Origin of the sequence: Streptomyces sp. Rer75, assembly GCF_013414305.1 — a bacterium.
GTDB classification, from domain to species: domain Bacteria; phylum Actinomycetota; class Actinomycetes; order Streptomycetales; family Streptomycetaceae; genus Streptomyces; species Streptomyces himastatinicus.
In genome coordinates this window covers 8,733,088-8,747,611 of sequence record NZ_CP058693.1, presented here as the reverse complement: position 1 = coordinate 8,747,611, position 14,524 = coordinate 8,733,088, and the positions used below count along the sequence as shown (strand labels likewise).

The following is a 14,524-nucleotide window of genomic DNA, read 5'->3' as shown; positions in this document are numbered from 1 at the left end:
TCAGTCCTGTCCAGAGTCCGGAGCGGACTCCTTCATCCAGCGCTCCAGGCCCGCGGCGTCCAGCGGCAGGTCGGCCGAGAGCACTTCGGAGCCTTCGGGAGTCACCAGGATGTCGTCCTCGATGCGTATCCCGATGCCGCGCAGCTCCGGCGGGACCGTCAGGTCGTGGGCGTGGAAGTACAGGCCGGGTTCCACGGTGAGCACCATGCCGGGGGCCATCTCGGCGCCCTGGTAGGCGTCGTACGAGGACTGGGCGCAGTCGTGCACGTCGAGGCCGAGGTGGTGGCCGATGCCGCAGACCAGCCAGCGGCGGTGGTGCTGGCCTCGGTCGGAGAGGGCCTCGTCGGCGGAGACCGGGAGGAGGCCCCAGTCGTGGAGTCCGTGGGCGATGACCTCCATGGCGGCGTGGTGGAAGTCGGTGAAGCGCTTCCCGGGGCGCACCTGGGCGAGGGCCGCGCGGTGGGCCCGCTCGACCAGGTCGTGGACCTGGGTCTGCGCGGCGGAGAAGCGGCCGGAGGCGGGGAAGGTGCGGGTGATGTCGGCGGTGTAGAGGTCGCGGGTCTCGACGCCCATGTCGAGCAGGACCACGTCGTCCGGGCGTACCGGGCCGTCGCACCGCACCCAGTGCAGGGTGGGGGCGTGGGCGCCGCTGCCGACGATGGTGGCGTAGCCGGGGCCGTTGCCGTAGGTGCGGGCGTGGCGTTCGAAGGTGCCTTGCAGCCAGCGCTCGCCGGGGCCTTCGAGGGCGGTGGGGAACTCCGCGACCACGGCGGCGAATCCGGACACGGTCCGGTCGACGGCCTCGCGGAGGCGGGCGATCTCCCAGTCGTCCTTGATCATGCGCAGTTCGGCGAGGGTGCGTTCCAGTTCGGCCGAGTGCTTGTGGTGGCCGGTGGTGAGGGGGCCGGTGGTGAGGGGATCGGCGAGTCCGGTGAGTGCGGTCTCCAGCTCTCCGGACGGGCGGACCTCCATCTGGAGCGCGTCCGCCCAGTCGCCGGGGCCGGGGGCGGCGCCGACCCACAGCTCGCCGTACGTGGCGTCGGAGAAGAAACCCGGCTCGCCGGGGTGGGCCGGGGGCGGCAGGTACAGGGTCGCGTCGTGTCCGGTGCCGGAGGGCCACAGGACGAGGACGGCGTCCTCGGCCGTACAGCCGGTGAGCCAGGAGAAGTTGCTGTCCGGGCGGAAGTCGTAGCGGGTGTCGTTGCTGCGTACGGGGGCGCCGCCACCGGCCACGACGACGGCCCGGCCGGGGAACAGCGCGCCGAGCCGGGCGCGGTGTGCGGCGGCGGCCTCGGGTGCGCCGGGAGTGGTGGGCGGGGTGCGGTCGGGGGTGGCCCAGCCCTGGCCCATGTACGCGGCGAAGCCGGGGAGTTCGGCCAGCCGGGGCAGGCGGGGGTCCGGTTCGGTGGGGATGGGCCCGGAGCGGCCGGGGGTGGTCCGGTCAGTCATGGGTGGTGCCTCCTGAGGACTGGTCGCTCGCTCGGTCGTTGCCCGGCCGCCCCGCGTCGGCCCGTGGGCGGCGGGCGCGGCGGGCGCGGTCCCAGGCGGGATTGATGCGCGGGATCGCGGCCAGCAGGGTGCGGGTGTACGGGGCCCGGGGGTCGGCGAAGACCCGTTCGCACGGGCCCGCCTCCACGATGCGTCCCTCGCTCATGACCGCCACCCGGTGGGCGATGCGGCGCACCACGGCGAGGTCGTGGGCGATGAAGAGGTATGCGAAGCCGCTCTCGCGCTGGAGCCGCCGCAGCAGGTCGAGCACCTGGGCCCGGACCGATACGTCGAGGGCGGAGACGGCCTCGTCGCAGATGACGAGCCGCGGGCCCACGGCGAGCGCCCGGGCGATGCCGATGCGCTGGGCCTGCCCGCCCGAGAACTGGGCGGGGTAGCGCCCGGAGTGGTCGGGGTCCAGCCCGACCCGCTCCATCAGCTCCTTGGTGAGGGCGCGCCTGCCGCCCTTGGGGGCGATGCCCTGGTAGTCCAGCGGCGCCATGAGGATGCGTTCCACGGTGTGCCGTGGGTTGAGGGAGGAGTACGGGTCCTGGAAGACGACCTGGACGTCCTTCCGGAACCGGGCGAGCGCGGGCCCCCTGGCCCGGGTGACGTCCTCACCCGCGAACTCCAGGCTGCCGCCCGTCGGTTCCATCAGCTTGGCGGCCATCCGGGCGGTGGTGGACTTCCCGCTGCCGGACTCTCCGACGACGGCGAGGGTCTCCCCCGCGCGGATGTCGAAGCTGACCCGGTCGACGGCGGTGAACGCGACCCTCCGGCCGAGCACTCCGCCGGGGCCGCGGCCGGTGAACGTCTTGGTCAACTCCCGTGCGTGCAGCAGTGGTTCGCCGGGGGACGCGCTCACAGCGGGACCTCCGTGTCGTCGTCGATGCGCGGCACGCTCTCCAGCAGCGCCCGCGTGTACGGATGGTGCGGGTCGGAGAAGATCCGCTCGGCCTCCCCGTACTCGACCGGGTCGCCTTCGCGCATCACCAGGATCCGCCGCGCGAGGGAGCTGACGACGGCCAGATCGTGGGTGATGAGGACCATCCCGGTGCCGGTCCGCTCCTGGAGCCCGGCGAGCAGCCGCAGGATCTGCGCCTGGACGGTGACGTCGAGCGCGGTCGTCGGCTCGTCCGCGATCAGCAGGGACGGGGAGCAGACCAGCGCCATGGCGATCATGACGCGCTGGCGCTGCCCGCCGGAGAACTGGTGCGGGTAGTGGCCCGCGCGCCGCTCGGCGTCGGCGATGCCCACCTGTGTCAGCGCCTCGACGGCCACGGCCCGGGCGGCCTTCCGCGAGCCGCCGCGGTGGGCCCGGTAGGCCTCCTCGATCTGGAGGCCCACCGTGTAATAGGGGTTGAGCGAGGACAGCGGGTCCTGGAACACCATGGAGATCCCGTCGCCCCGGATCCGGCGCAGCTCGCGGTCGGAGCGGCCGAGCAGTTCCTCGCCGTCGAGGCGGACGCTGCCGGTGGCCGTCGCGCCGCGCGGCAGCAGCCCCATGATGGCGAGGCTGGTCATGGACTTGCCGGAGCCCGACTCCCCGACGATGCCGAGGGTGTCGTCCCTGTCGACGGTGAAGGACACACCCTTGACGACGTCGACGGGGCCGCGGGTGGTGGGCAGGGTGACGGTGAGGTCTTCCACGACGAGGAGCCCCGGCCGTGCACTCATCGGATCCTCACTCTCGGGTCCAGGGCGGTGTAGACGAGGTCCACGACCACGTTGCCGACGACCACGAAGAAGGCCGCCAGCAGCGTGACCGCCATGATCACCGGCTGGTCGTTCTTCGCGATGGAGTCGGCGGCCAGCTTCCCGATGCCGCCGAGGCCGAAGACGGTCTCGGTGATGAGGGCCCCGCCGAGCAGCCCCGCGAAGTCCATCCCGAAGAGGGTGGTGACGGGGGTGAGCGCGGGCCGCAGCGCATGGCGGCGCAGGACGAGGGGCCGGCTGAGCCCCTTGGCCCTGGCGGTGCGCAGAAAGTTCTCCGACAGCGTCTCGATCACCTGAGTCCGCGTCAGCCTCGCGTACAGGCAGGCGTATCCGGCCGCGAGCACCATCCACGGCATCAGATACGCCTGGAACCACCGCGCCGGATCGTCCGAGAAGGCGACGTCCGAGGGGAACGGCAGCCATTCGAGCCTGACGACGAGCACGTACTGAAGGACCAGGGCCAGCACATAGTTGGGGACGCTGATGCCGCCGAGGGCCAGGGCCATCGCCCCGCGGTCCCACCAGCTCCCCTGCCGGACGGCGCTGAGCAGCCCGGCGGCCACCCCGACGAGCAGCCACAGCACCGCGGCGCCGACGGCCAGGGTGGCGCTGACCGGCAGCCGTGCGGTGATCATGGACCAGACCGATTCGTCGGTCTGGAAGCTGTAGCCGAGGCACGGCGCCGGGCAGTGGACGAGCGTGGCGCCCGAACCGTAGTCGCGCCCGGCGAAGATCCCGCCGAGGAACGCCCCGAACTGGCTGAGGAAGGGCTGGTCGAGGCCCAGCGCCTCGCGAATGGCGCCGATCCGCTCCTCGGTGCAGGTCTTGCCGCAGATCATCACCGCGGGATCGGGCGAGAGCTGGAAGAAGATGAGGTAGGTGAACAGGCAGACGGCGAAGAGGATGAGGACGACACCGGCGAGCCGTCCGAGGAGGTAGCGGGTCATCAGGCGGCGGCCTCCCCCTCGTCGATGGCGTGCCGCAGCCGGTCCCCCAGCACGGTCAGCGACAGCACGGTGAGGAAGAGGAAGGTGCCCGGGATCACGAAGTACATCGGGTCGACCTGGTACCAGCTCACCGAGTTCGCGATCATCTGACCCCACGACGGGGTGGGCGGGGTGATGCCGACGCCGAGGAAGGACAGACCGGCCTCGGTGCCGATGTAGCCGGGCACGGCGAGCGTGGCCATGACGGTGATCGGGCCGCGCAGATTGGGCAGGATCTCGCGGAACACCAGGTCGCGGTCGCGGGCCCCCGACGCCCTGGCCGCCTCGACGAACTCCCGGCTCGCCAGCGCCATCGTCTGGCCCCGGACGACGCGGGCGAGATACGGCCAGCCGAAGCCGCTGATGACGACCACCAGCAGCACCGCCCGGTTCCCCGTCGGCAGGGAGGACAGGATCGCGATCATGAAGATCAGCGCGGGGAACGCCATGAGGAAGTCCATGAGCCGGGAGATCGCCTGATCCACCCACCCCCGGTAGAACCCGGCGAGCATGCCGAGGACGACGCCGAGCACCCCGGTGAGCAGGGTGCAGGACAGCGCGATCAGGAGGGACACGCGGGCGCCGTGGACGATGCGGGCGAGGATGTCCCGGCCGTTCTGCGGTTCCACGCCGAAGAGGTGCTCGGAGCCGATGCCCCCGAACGAGCCCCGGGGCACGCCGCCGAGGCCGGTGTCGACGGCGGAGGAGTCGAAGGCGTACGGGCCCCAGCCGGTGAGCGCGGTGATCAGCGGTGCGCACAGCGCCATCAGGCAGAGCAGCCCGAGGAACACGGCTGCGGCCACCGCGGCGCGGTCGCGCCGCAGCGCGCCGGCGATGCGGCGGCCCGAGGTCAGCGGTGCCGCCGGGCTCGTGGCCAGGCCCTGGGCCTCGGCGTCCGGGAGCGGTGTGCCGACGACGCTCATCAGGAGCGGTCCGGGTCCGCGAGGCCGACGGAGACGAGGTCGATGCCGCCGGAGAAGCCCGCGTGGAGGTACGCGCCCGCGATGTTGCTGCCGACGACGCCGACGTACTTCTCGTACATCAGGGGCACGACGGGGGCGAGCTTCATGATCTGCTCGTCCAGCTCGCCGTAGGCGGCGTTCTGCTCGTCCACGTCCTTCATGGCGGCGATCTCGTCGATCCGGTCGTTGACCTCCTTGTCGTCCAGCTGCGCCAGGTTGGAGTTGCCCTTGGCGGTGATGTTCCGGCCGTCGAACAGCGGCGGCAGGAAGGTGGCGCCGGACGGCCAGTCCGGGCACCAGCCGGTGATCGCCGCGTCGTGCTGCTGGGAGGGGGTGCCGATGGCCTCGTAATAGGTGGCGGTGTCGATGGTGTTGAGCTTGACCTTGATCTTCAGCGGGGCCAGCGCCTGCTGGATCGCCACGCCCTGGGCCTGCATGGACGGCTGGGAGCGGATGTCGAGGGTGAGGGTGAAGCCGCCCAGGGCTCCCGCCTCGCCGAGCAGCCGCCGCGCGGCCGCGAGGTCGCCCTTGCCGCCCTCGCTGGGGTACGGGTCGTAAGCCTTCCGGCCGACGACGGTCGGCGGCTGAAGGGACGTGGCCTGCTGCGCCTTCGCCGTGCCGCCGACCGCGTCGACCTGGGTCGCCTTGTTCACGGCGTAGGCGATGGCCCGGCGCACCGCGACCCGGTCGAGGGGCTTCTTGGTGGTGTTCAGGCCCAGGTAGGTGGTGCAGCCGGTGAGTCCGGTCAGGGTGCGCCCCCGCAGCGCGGGCGTCTGGATCCGGGCGACGGTGGCGGGCTGGATGCCGGACCCGCCCGCGATGGCGCTCGCGTCGTCGCCCTGACCCGCGATCATGCGCTCGTCGATCGTGGCGCCGTCCAGGCCGAAGGTCCAGGCGAAGTGGTCGGGCAGGGCCTTGCGGACGGTGTCCGTGCCGGGGTCCCAGTGCTCGTTGCGGTCCAGCGTCAGCGAGGCGCCGCGCTTGTACGAGGCGACCTGGTACGGGCCGGAGGCGATGGGCTCACGGTCGAACTGCCCCTTGCCGCCGGTGCCCTTGGGGAAGGGGACGAACGTGGGCTGGGCCACGACGCTGCCGAAGTCCGCGTAGGGCTTCTTCAGCTGGAAGACGATCGTCCGCGCGTCCGGGGTCTTGATCGTGGGCAGGTCGCCGGAGGCGTACGGGCCCTGGTAGCCGTCCGGGGCGTCGATGAGCTGCTTGGCGTACGGGGAGCCGATGCCGATCTCGGGGTCCCAGGCCCGCGAGACGCCGAACTTCACGTCGGCGCTGGTGATGGGGTCGCCGTTCTGGAAGCGGAGCCCCTTCTTCAAGGTGAACGTCCACGTCTTGCCGCCGTCGGAGGGGGTGCCGGTGTCGGTGGCGAGGTCGGGCCGGATCGTCGTACCGCCCTTGCCGGGCGCCGCTCCCTGGGTCGTCAGGGTGCGGTAGATGAGGCGGTAGAAGTTGTTCACGCCGCCGTCGAAGCCGCGGGCCGGGTCGAGGTGGGAGAACGCCACGCTGGTCAGGACGCGCACGGTGCCGCCCTTGGCCGCCTTGCCGCCGGGTCCTGCCGCGGACGAGGCGCCCTGCGGGCCGCCGCCGGAGCAGGCGGTGAGTGCCAGGGCCAGCGATGAGGTCAGCGTGGCGATCCGGAGAGAGTGCGATCTTTTCACTGTGCCTTCTTTCGGGGCTGGGCCTGAGCTGGGCCACCGACAGGGCGCTGTGTGACATTGCACTGATGCTCGTGACGGTAAGGGGCGGGCGGGGAGTTGCCAAGATGCCCGGTACCGGGTCGAGTTGAAGCCCCCGGCGCGCGCCGGGGGCCGTGGCGGTGGGGCTGGAGAGGGCTGAAGGCGTCAGCGGCCGCAGCGCAGGGCGCGGAGCGGGATGGCGTCGCCCATCACCCGCATACCGGTGTCATTGGGGTGGAGGTGGTCGCCGCTGTCGTAGGCGGGCAGCATCCGGGAGGGCGCCGCGGGGTCCCGTACGGCCTGATCGAAGTCCACGACCGCGTCGAACTCGCCGCTGGTGCGGATGAAGGCGTTGACCTGCTGTCGGACCGTCTCGTCGACGGCCTCGTACTCCCGCCAGCCCTCGTACGGCATGACGGTCGCCCCGACCACGCAGACGCCGCGCGCATGGGACCTGGCGATGATCTGCCGGTAGCCCGCGATCAGTTCATCGGCGGTGGGGCCCGGCGTGGCCTTGATGTCGTTGATGCCCTCCAGCAGGATCGTGGTGCGCACTCCGGCCTGGGAGAGCACATCCCGGTCGAGCCGCTTCAGCGCGCTTTCGGCGGAGCCGTCGGCGAGGATCTTGTTGCCGGAGATTCCCTCGTTGGCCACGCCCTTGAGCCGGGAGCGGGGGTCGGCGAGCAGGCGGCGGGCGAGGAAGTCCGGCCAGCGGCGGTTGGTGTCCGCGGAGGAGGCGGAGCCGTCGGTGATCGAGTCGCCGAAGGCGACGACGGCGCCGGTGCCCGGGCGCGGCCGCACGACGGCCGCGTCCAGGTAGTACCAGGAGGTGATCTGCTGGGTGTACGCGGCGGCGCCCTCCTCCGCGGTGTGGTCACCGGCCGGTGCGACGTACTGGGTCGCGCGGGCCCCCTTGTGGCCGGTCGCGAGGGTGCCCGCGCTGCGTACGTAGAGGCTGATCGCGAGGTCCGACTGCTGCTGCACCCGGCCGGGCAGCGGATCGCTGTACACGACGCCGCCCGCCGGTACGGTCACCGACGAGGCGCCGCGGAAGGTCAGCCGCCCGTTGCTGCCGGGCACGACCGCCGCGCCGGACGCGCGGACGCCCGCGTAGGCGTGGCCGAAGGTCACCGGCTGGTCGCCGTAGGCGTTGGAGAGCCGGATGCGCAGGTCCCGGCCGCCGACGCTGGTGTGGATGACGAACCGGTAGGTCAGGTCCTGGGTCGCGGTTCCGGCCGGGTAGGCGCTGGAGCCCCAAGTGACGACGGAGGAGCGCGGGGCGGGAGGCATTGCGGGCGCGGCGGCGGACCGGGCGGCGGCCTGGGCGGCGGAGGACTCGGTTCCGGTGGCCAGGACGACGCCGAGGGCGGCGGCGGTCGCGGCCAGGATGCCCAGGGCGCGGACGGGTAAGCCAGGTCTCTGCATGATGGGGCGTTCCCTCTCTCAACAGTGGAGTGATCGGATGAATTGATGCGCATTCCGACCTGCCTGTCGAGAGAGGACGCAGCACTACGAAACTTTCGACGGGCGTCAGCTCATGTCATCGGATCTATTCCCCGCCCCTGAGCTCCGCCCGGACGGCGGCCGCGACGACCTCGTCCCGCTCCACGCGGCTGAACAGCCCCTCGGACAGCCAGGCGTCGGCGAGGGTGCGCACCGCCCGGACGAAGCGGCCGGAGGTCGCGAAGGGGGCCTGTCCCCAGAGCACGTCGAGGAAGGTGAGGTCGTCGCCGCGGGCGCGGTTCGGTACGCCGGAGTCGGTCGCGCCGAACACGACGACGGGTTCCGCGCGCCTGAAGTAGGCGTGGTACGGGGCGTCGTCGGCGAGGTGGAACGGTGCGAGGGTCAGGCCGTGCGTGGTGAAGTGCATCGGCCGGTCGCCGGGCGCGATCGCGTCGGCGAGATCGCCGCGGAGCGTGAAGTCCTTGTAGAAGGAGAACGCGCGGAACGCCGTTTCCCCGCTCCGGGCGACCAGCAGGACCGGCCCGTAGAACACCGACTGGACGGTGGGGTCGTCCAGCGCCCGCTCGATGCGCAGGCGGTAGGGGGCGGAGATCCGGATCCGGTCCCCGCGTCGCCAGTCCCGGCTCAGGGTGAGGTAGCTGCCGGGCGCCGCCTTGCCGCGCTGCCGGACCCCGTTGACCGTGACGGTGAAGCCTCCCGTGGCCCAGGCCGGAACCCGGAGTTTCACCTCGAGCCGCCCGCTGCCCTCGCGGAACGTCAGGGTACGGACACCCTCGGCCGGGTAGTCGCCCGTCTGCTCGATGACGAAGCCCCGCTCCGGCCACCGCAGCGTCGAGGCGAGGGCGAGGTTGACGTACAGCGCGGTGCCGTCGGCGGAGCGGAAGTACACCGAGTCCTGGTATTTGGTGTGGTTCTCCATGCCCGTGCCGCCGCAGCAGGTGCCGGTGTTGTCGTACTCGCGCCGCACCCCCGGGCCCATCCCGACGAAATAGGTGACCTCCGGGCTGGTCGTGCTCGGGGCGTCGCGGCGGGAGGCGAGGATGTGGTTGGTCAGGCCGCGCTCGTAGTAGTCCATGTACGTGGCGTCCGGCTCGCGGAAGAACAGCTGCCTGCTCAGCTTGAGCATGTTGTACGTCGCACAGGTCTCGGCGTTCTTGCCGTCCAGGGTGGCCGCGATGGCGTTCCGGGCCCGGAACATTTCCCCCTGCCCCGTGCCGCCCAGACTGTACATCCGGGGGCCCGCGACCATGCCCCAGAAGTTGCGGGCCGCGGTGGCGTACGCGGTCTCCCCCGTGTGGTCGAACAGCCGCAGATAGCCGGTGAACTGGGGGATGTGCTGGTTGGCGTGTTTGCCGTCCAGGGTGTCGCGGTCCTCGGCGCACGCGCCCAGCAGCGGGGTGTTGTCGAAGCAGCGGGCGGCGGCGAGGTGTTCCGGGCGGCCGGTGAGGGCGTACAGGTCCGCCATCACCTCGTTCATCCCGCCGTACTCGCCCGCGATGTAGATGGACCACATGCGCTCCAGCTGGGCCTTCGGCAGGTGGCCGAGCCGACTGTGCACCCAGTCGCCCATGCGCGAGGCGATCTGAAGGGCCTGCTCGTTCCCGGCCAGGGTGTGCGCGTCGAGCAGACCGCGCATGATCTTGTGGCAGGTGTAGTACGGCGCCCAGATGGTGGGATACGTGGTGTAGCTCTCCAGCAGGATGAACTGGGTCTCCGGGTACGCCGCCAGATAGCCGGGGTGGCTGGGTCTCGGCGAACCGTGCTCCGCCAGCGCCCGCTGACACTCGCCGAGCGCGCCGACCAGGTAGTCGAGCTTGGTCTTGAGCGCGGTCTCCCCCGTGTCGGCACACGTCTGGGCGATGAGGGTGAGGAAGTGGCCGCCGTAGTGGCCGCGCAGATTGCCATCAAAGGTCTCCCAGCCGCCGGGCGGCCGGGCGCCGCGGGTGTCGAGCCCGGCGTTGGCGCGGAAGACGGCCAGGATGCGGTCGGCCGGGTAGGACCGGGCGTAGTCGAGCATCAGATCGCGCTTGCGGCGGAAGACACCGTCGCCGAGGGCCACATGGCCCAGCGGGAAGGGGCGTACGGACCAACTGGCCGGGTCGGCAGGGGCGTTGGCGGCCGGGGCGGCGTGGGCCTGCGGAAGCGCGTACGCGAACGGGGCGGCGGCCGCGGCTCCGGCCGCGAGCCGCAGCGCGTGGCGGCGGGAGGGGGTCTGGGACATGCTCGGACTCCGATCGTCGGTCGAGGTGACGCGCGATGGATGTGGCGGGGCATGACGCTGTGACAGAAGCGAACCGCAAGGGTTTCAGCGTGTTCTTTTGAGGAATCCCAGGGCTTCAGGGCTTTACTGGTCAGCCCTGGGAGGAATCGTACCCTCCTGCCGGTGGCGTGGAGCGCCGCGGTGTCGCGGCCGCACGGGGATCCGGCGGGGACCCGCGCCTCAGGGATCCGTACGACGCGTACGGGGGACGAACGCGTACAGGTCCAGGATCTCCGGCCGCGGCGCGACGCCGGGGCCTCCCGCGCGAACCCACGCGACGATGTCCTCGGTCGCGTCCGGGTCGTTGACCAGCCCCAGCCAGACCGGCCGCGCACCGGCGGCACGGCCCTCGGCGGAGGGCTGCACGACAACCACGTTGGCCTGGTCGCATACGTCGAGGCAGTCGGAGATCCGCACCGGTGCCACCTCGCGCAGCCGCTCGGCCTGGGCCGTGTGATCGACGCGGGTGATCTTGGGGCTGCCACAGCAGCAGTCCCGGCACACGACCAGGCGACACGGCGCCGGGGCGGCGTTCATCGGCATGACTTTTACCTTTCCTTTGACAGCGGACGAGTCCACCGCATAGCTTCAAGCCCACCTGTAGCGCACAAGTATCCGAGGGGGAGCGGCCGTGCGGACCCTGCTTCTCACCAAGCGCCGGTACCTCGATCTTCGCAGGTCCACCACCACGGGATGTTGAGCGGTTCCCTTCCCGCACCTCCCTTCTTCCGCCGCGCTCCCTCCCCTGGACCACCATGCCCCCCGCCCGCGTGTCGCGGCGCGGCCTGCTGTCGCTGGCCGCTGCCTCCTCCGGTGCCGCCCTGCTGTCGGCGTGCTCCGACGCCGAGTCCGGCGGCACGGTCGTGCCCTTCTACACGACCGAGTCGGACCCCAAATCGCTCGCCTTCTACCGCTCCGTGATCAAAAGGTTCGAGCGCAGGCACCCCGGTGTCACCGTGAAGATGACGCTGTACTCGGACGAGAACCAGCTCCAGTACCTCCAGACGGCCATGCAGACCGGCACCGACATCGGCGTCTTCGCGCCTCCGGCCGCGAACATCCTCGACTGGGCCGTCAAGGGCTATCTGCTGCCCCTCACCGGCATGATCGAGGACATCGGCGAGGACGACTTCCTGCCCGGCACCCGCATCGTCCACCGCGGCGAGGACTACGCGATGCCGTTCCAGGCCAACGCCTCCGTCCTCTACTACCGCAAGGACCTGCTCGACACCGCGGGCATCGACCCGCCGCGCACCTACGGCCAGTTCCTCGGCGCGGTGCGCGAGCTGCACGGCAGGGACGGCATCGACGGCATCTCCTCCGGCGCGGGCAACACCCCCGGGATGACGACCCAGTTCCTCTCCCCGTACGTCTACCAGGCGGGCTGGGACTACTACGGCCCGGACGGCGAGGTCCTGTTCGGCAAGGACGAGGTGCTCGACGCCGTGAAGCGGCACGTCGCCATCATGCGGTACGCGCGCAAGGGCGCGTACAACACCAACTACCCGGACCTGATGAACACCTACATCTCCGGGAAGGCCGCCTTCGCCACCATGGCGGGCAGGCTCGGCGTCAACCTCGCCGAGCAGAACCCGCGGATCGCCGAGGTCACCGGCGTCCTGCCGGTCCCCGCGGGCCCGTTCCGCACCGGGCGGCTGGCGTACGGCGGCAAGAACCAGTACAGCGTCTTCGCGCACACCCGGCACAGACGCGCGGCCAGGGCGTTCCTCAAGGAGCTGACCACCGGCGAGAACGCGCTGAAGTTCTCCCTCACCGTCCCCGGCCACCTCGTGCCGCCGCTGAAGTCCGTGGGCGCCCGGCTCCGCGAGGAGATCGACGTCTCGGACGACCCCTACCTGAAGAAGCACGGCGACTGGGTGCGCACCATCCTCGACCTCGTGCCGCACGCGCTGAGCCCCGACATGGCCATGGGCTCGGTCGTGAACGGGCGTTACGACGGCAAGCTCTCCAACCCCTGCCCCTGGGCGGGCAAGGCGTGGGCACCGCCCCCGGCCGACGCCTCGATGGTGCAGTCGATCCTGCTGCGCGGCGACGACCCCGAGCAGGCGTGGCGCCGGGCCGTGGACCAGTTCGCCTTCGCGGCCCGCGACTGGAAGTCGGCCAACCCGGAGTGGAGGCCCGCGGCATGAAGACGCTCCGCCACGGACGCCCGCTCCGCCTCGGGCGTGCCCTCCAGTACGCGGCGCTGGCCGCCGTCGTGCTCATCGCCGATCTGCCGCTGCTGTGGATCCTGTTCACGGCCGTCAAACCGGACGAGGAGATCATCTCCTATCCCCCGACGTTCCTCCCGCACACGCTCACGCTCGACAACTTCCGCACCCTCTTCGAAATCTCGTCCTTCGGCACGTACCTCACCAACTCGCTGCTCGTGGCGGCCGTTTCGACGCTGCTGGTCGTCGGCTTGGGCACCTGTGCCGCGTACGCGCTCGTCCGGTTCCGGATACCGGGGCTGCGGTGGATCGGGGAGCTGTCGCTGTTCGCGTATCTGGTGCCGCCGATCCTGGTGCTGGTGCCGGTCTCGCAGCTGGTGGCGCGGTTCGGGCTCGCCAACAACCTCGGCGCGCTGGTCGTGATCTACACGGCCACGCTGCTGCCGTTCGCGCTGTGGACCCTGCGCTCGTACTTCCACGGGCTCACCGTCGAGCTGGAGGACGCGGCGATGGTCGACGGCTGCACCCGCTTCGGCGCGTTCGTCCGGGTGGTGCTGCCGCAGTCGGTGCCGGGGCTCATCGCGACCGCCGTGTTCGCCTTCAACGCGGCCTGGAGCGAATACCTCTTCGCCTCCACGCTCATGGCGGAGCCGGACAAGCTGACGCTGAGTCCCGGGCTCTCGCTGCTCATGGACCAGACGAGCGTCTACTCGTGGGGCGTGCTGATGGCCGCCGCGCTGATCGTGGTGGCACCCGTGCTGGTGCTGTTCGTGATCGTGCAGAAGTTCCTCGTCGGCGGCATCGGACAGGGGGCCGTGAAGTGACTGCCGTATCCCCTACGCCCCGCACGGCCGCGGGGCCACGCGAGCGGGCCCGGCGCCGGGGCCTGTCCGACCGCGCGCTCGGCACCCTCATGCTGGTGCCCGCGCTCCTGCTGCTGCTCGTCTTCGCCGTCTACCCCTTCCTCGCCTCGGTCTTCGACAGCTTCTTCCACGTCGACTTCCTCACCCGCGAACACACCTTCCTCGGCCTCGACAACTACCGACGCCTGTGGGAGGACCCGGCGGTGCGCGGCGCGTTCGGGCGCAGTGTGCTGTGGGTCGCGGGGAACATGGTGGTCCAGGCCGCCGCCGGGGTGGCCGTCGCGCTGCTCCTCAACGCCGGGCTGCGCGGCCAGACCCTGGCCCGCGGGCTCGTGCTCTTCCCGTACGTCGTGCCCGCCGTGGTCGCCGCGATGGTGTTCCGCTTCGCGTTCAACGACACCTCGGGCATGGCCGGATATCTGCTGCGGACGCTCGGACTGAGCGACACCCTGGTGAACCCCTTCGCCGACCCGGCCACCGTGATGTTCGCGCTGGTCGCCGTGAACTGCTGGAAGTACGTGCCGTTCATCGTCATCGTCGTCCTCGCCCGCCTCCAGACCCTGCCGGGCGAGCTGCGCGAGGCGGCGGCGCTGGACGGCGCCGGGCGGTTCGGCGTCTTCCGGTACGTGACGCTGCCGTGGATCGCGCCCGCGCTGATCGTCGCCATGCTGATGCGCACGATCTGGACGGCGTACGACTTCGACCTGCCCTATCTGCTCTCCGGCGGCGGCCCGATGGACACCTCGACGACCGTCCCGCTGGAGATCAGGAAGCTGGCCTTCGCCGACCAGGACCTCGGCCTCGCCTCCGCGCTCGCGGTGTGCGTGGCGATCCTCCTGGTCGCGGGCGCGCGGCTGTACTTGCGCGCGTACCGGGCGAGCGAGGACGCGACGGGCTGAGCACTCCCCAGGAACCCTCGAAGGCCA

General features: G+C 71.3%; 12 protein-coding genes. 3 read left to right on the top strand and 9 right to left on the bottom strand.

Annotated features, from left to right (window positions below; translation table 11 throughout):
• The 9 genes from HYQ63_RS37520 to HYQ63_RS37480 form a co-directional block, all read right to left on the bottom strand.
• On the bottom strand, positions 1–1,449 hold the full coding sequence (locus tag HYQ63_RS37520) for an aminopeptidase P family protein (RefSeq protein WP_179938135.1): 1,449 nt from the start codon (positions 1,447–1,449) through the stop codon (positions 1–3).
• Positions 1,442–2,353, bottom strand: coding sequence for an ATP-binding cassette domain-containing protein (locus HYQ63_RS37515; RefSeq protein ID WP_306664867.1), 912 nt, complete (start codon positions 2,351–2,353; stop codon positions 1,442–1,444). The genes HYQ63_RS37520 and HYQ63_RS37515 overlap by 8 nt, the downstream gene beginning before the upstream one ends.
• The gene (locus tag HYQ63_RS37510) at positions 2,350–3,165 is read right to left on the bottom strand and encodes an ABC transporter ATP-binding protein (protein ID WP_179938134.1); all 816 of its coding nucleotides are present in this window, start codon (positions 3,163–3,165) and stop codon (positions 2,350–2,352) included. Before HYQ63_RS37510 ends, HYQ63_RS37515 begins: the two co-directional genes overlap by 4 nt.
• Positions 3,162–4,151, bottom strand: coding sequence for an ABC transporter permease (locus tag HYQ63_RS37505; protein WP_179938133.1), 990 nt, complete (start codon positions 4,149–4,151; stop codon positions 3,162–3,164). Before HYQ63_RS37505 ends, HYQ63_RS37510 begins: the two co-directional genes overlap by 4 nt.
• Complete coding sequence (locus HYQ63_RS37500; protein ID WP_179938132.1) at positions 4,151–5,113, bottom strand: ABC transporter permease; 963 nt, start codon at positions 5,111–5,113, stop codon at positions 4,151–4,153. Before HYQ63_RS37500 ends, HYQ63_RS37505 begins: the two co-directional genes overlap by 1 nt.
• Positions 5,113–6,822 carry an ABC transporter substrate-binding protein gene (locus HYQ63_RS37495; protein ID WP_257232396.1) on the bottom strand — a complete coding sequence of 570 codons (1,710 nt, stop codon included), beginning with the start codon at positions 6,820–6,822 and terminating at the stop codon, positions 5,113–5,115. The genes HYQ63_RS37500 and HYQ63_RS37495 overlap by 1 nt, the downstream gene beginning before the upstream one ends.
• A gap of 183 nt (positions 6,823–7,005) precedes the next feature.
• Positions 7,006–8,265, bottom strand: a complete 1,260-nt coding sequence (locus HYQ63_RS37490) for an SGNH/GDSL hydrolase family protein (protein WP_179938131.1) — start codon at positions 8,263–8,265, stop codon at positions 7,006–7,008.
• Between the two features lie 124 nt (positions 8,266–8,389).
• Positions 8,390–10,525 (bottom strand): glycoside hydrolase family 127 protein, encoded by a 2,136-nt coding sequence (locus tag HYQ63_RS37485; RefSeq protein WP_179938130.1) that lies wholly within the window; start codon positions 10,523–10,525, stop codon positions 8,390–8,392.
• A 219-nt stretch (positions 10,526–10,744) separates the two neighbouring features.
• Entirely contained in the window at positions 10,745–11,101 is a 357-nt protein-coding gene (locus tag HYQ63_RS37480) for a (2Fe-2S) ferredoxin domain-containing protein (protein WP_179940929.1), read from the bottom strand.
• Between the two features lie 218 nt (positions 11,102–11,319).
• Here HYQ63_RS37480 and HYQ63_RS37475 point away from each other — a divergent pair, with 218 nt between their 5' ends.
• From HYQ63_RS37475 to HYQ63_RS37465, 3 genes are read left to right on the top strand one after another with little or no spacing between them, the layout of a single operon-like run.
• Complete coding sequence (locus tag HYQ63_RS37475) at positions 11,320–12,714, top strand: ABC transporter substrate-binding protein (protein ID WP_179938129.1); 1,395 nt, start codon at positions 11,320–11,322, stop codon at positions 12,712–12,714.
• On the top strand, positions 12,711–13,559 hold the full coding sequence (locus HYQ63_RS37470) for a carbohydrate ABC transporter permease (protein ID WP_179938128.1): 849 nt from the start codon (positions 12,711–12,713) through the stop codon (positions 13,557–13,559). Before HYQ63_RS37475 ends, HYQ63_RS37470 begins: the two co-directional genes overlap by 4 nt.
• Entirely contained in the window at positions 13,556–14,497 is a 942-nt protein-coding gene (locus HYQ63_RS37465; RefSeq protein ID WP_179938127.1) for a carbohydrate ABC transporter permease, read from the top strand. The genes HYQ63_RS37470 and HYQ63_RS37465 overlap by 4 nt, the downstream gene beginning before the upstream one ends.
• Positions 14,498–14,524: the final 27 nt, after the last annotated feature.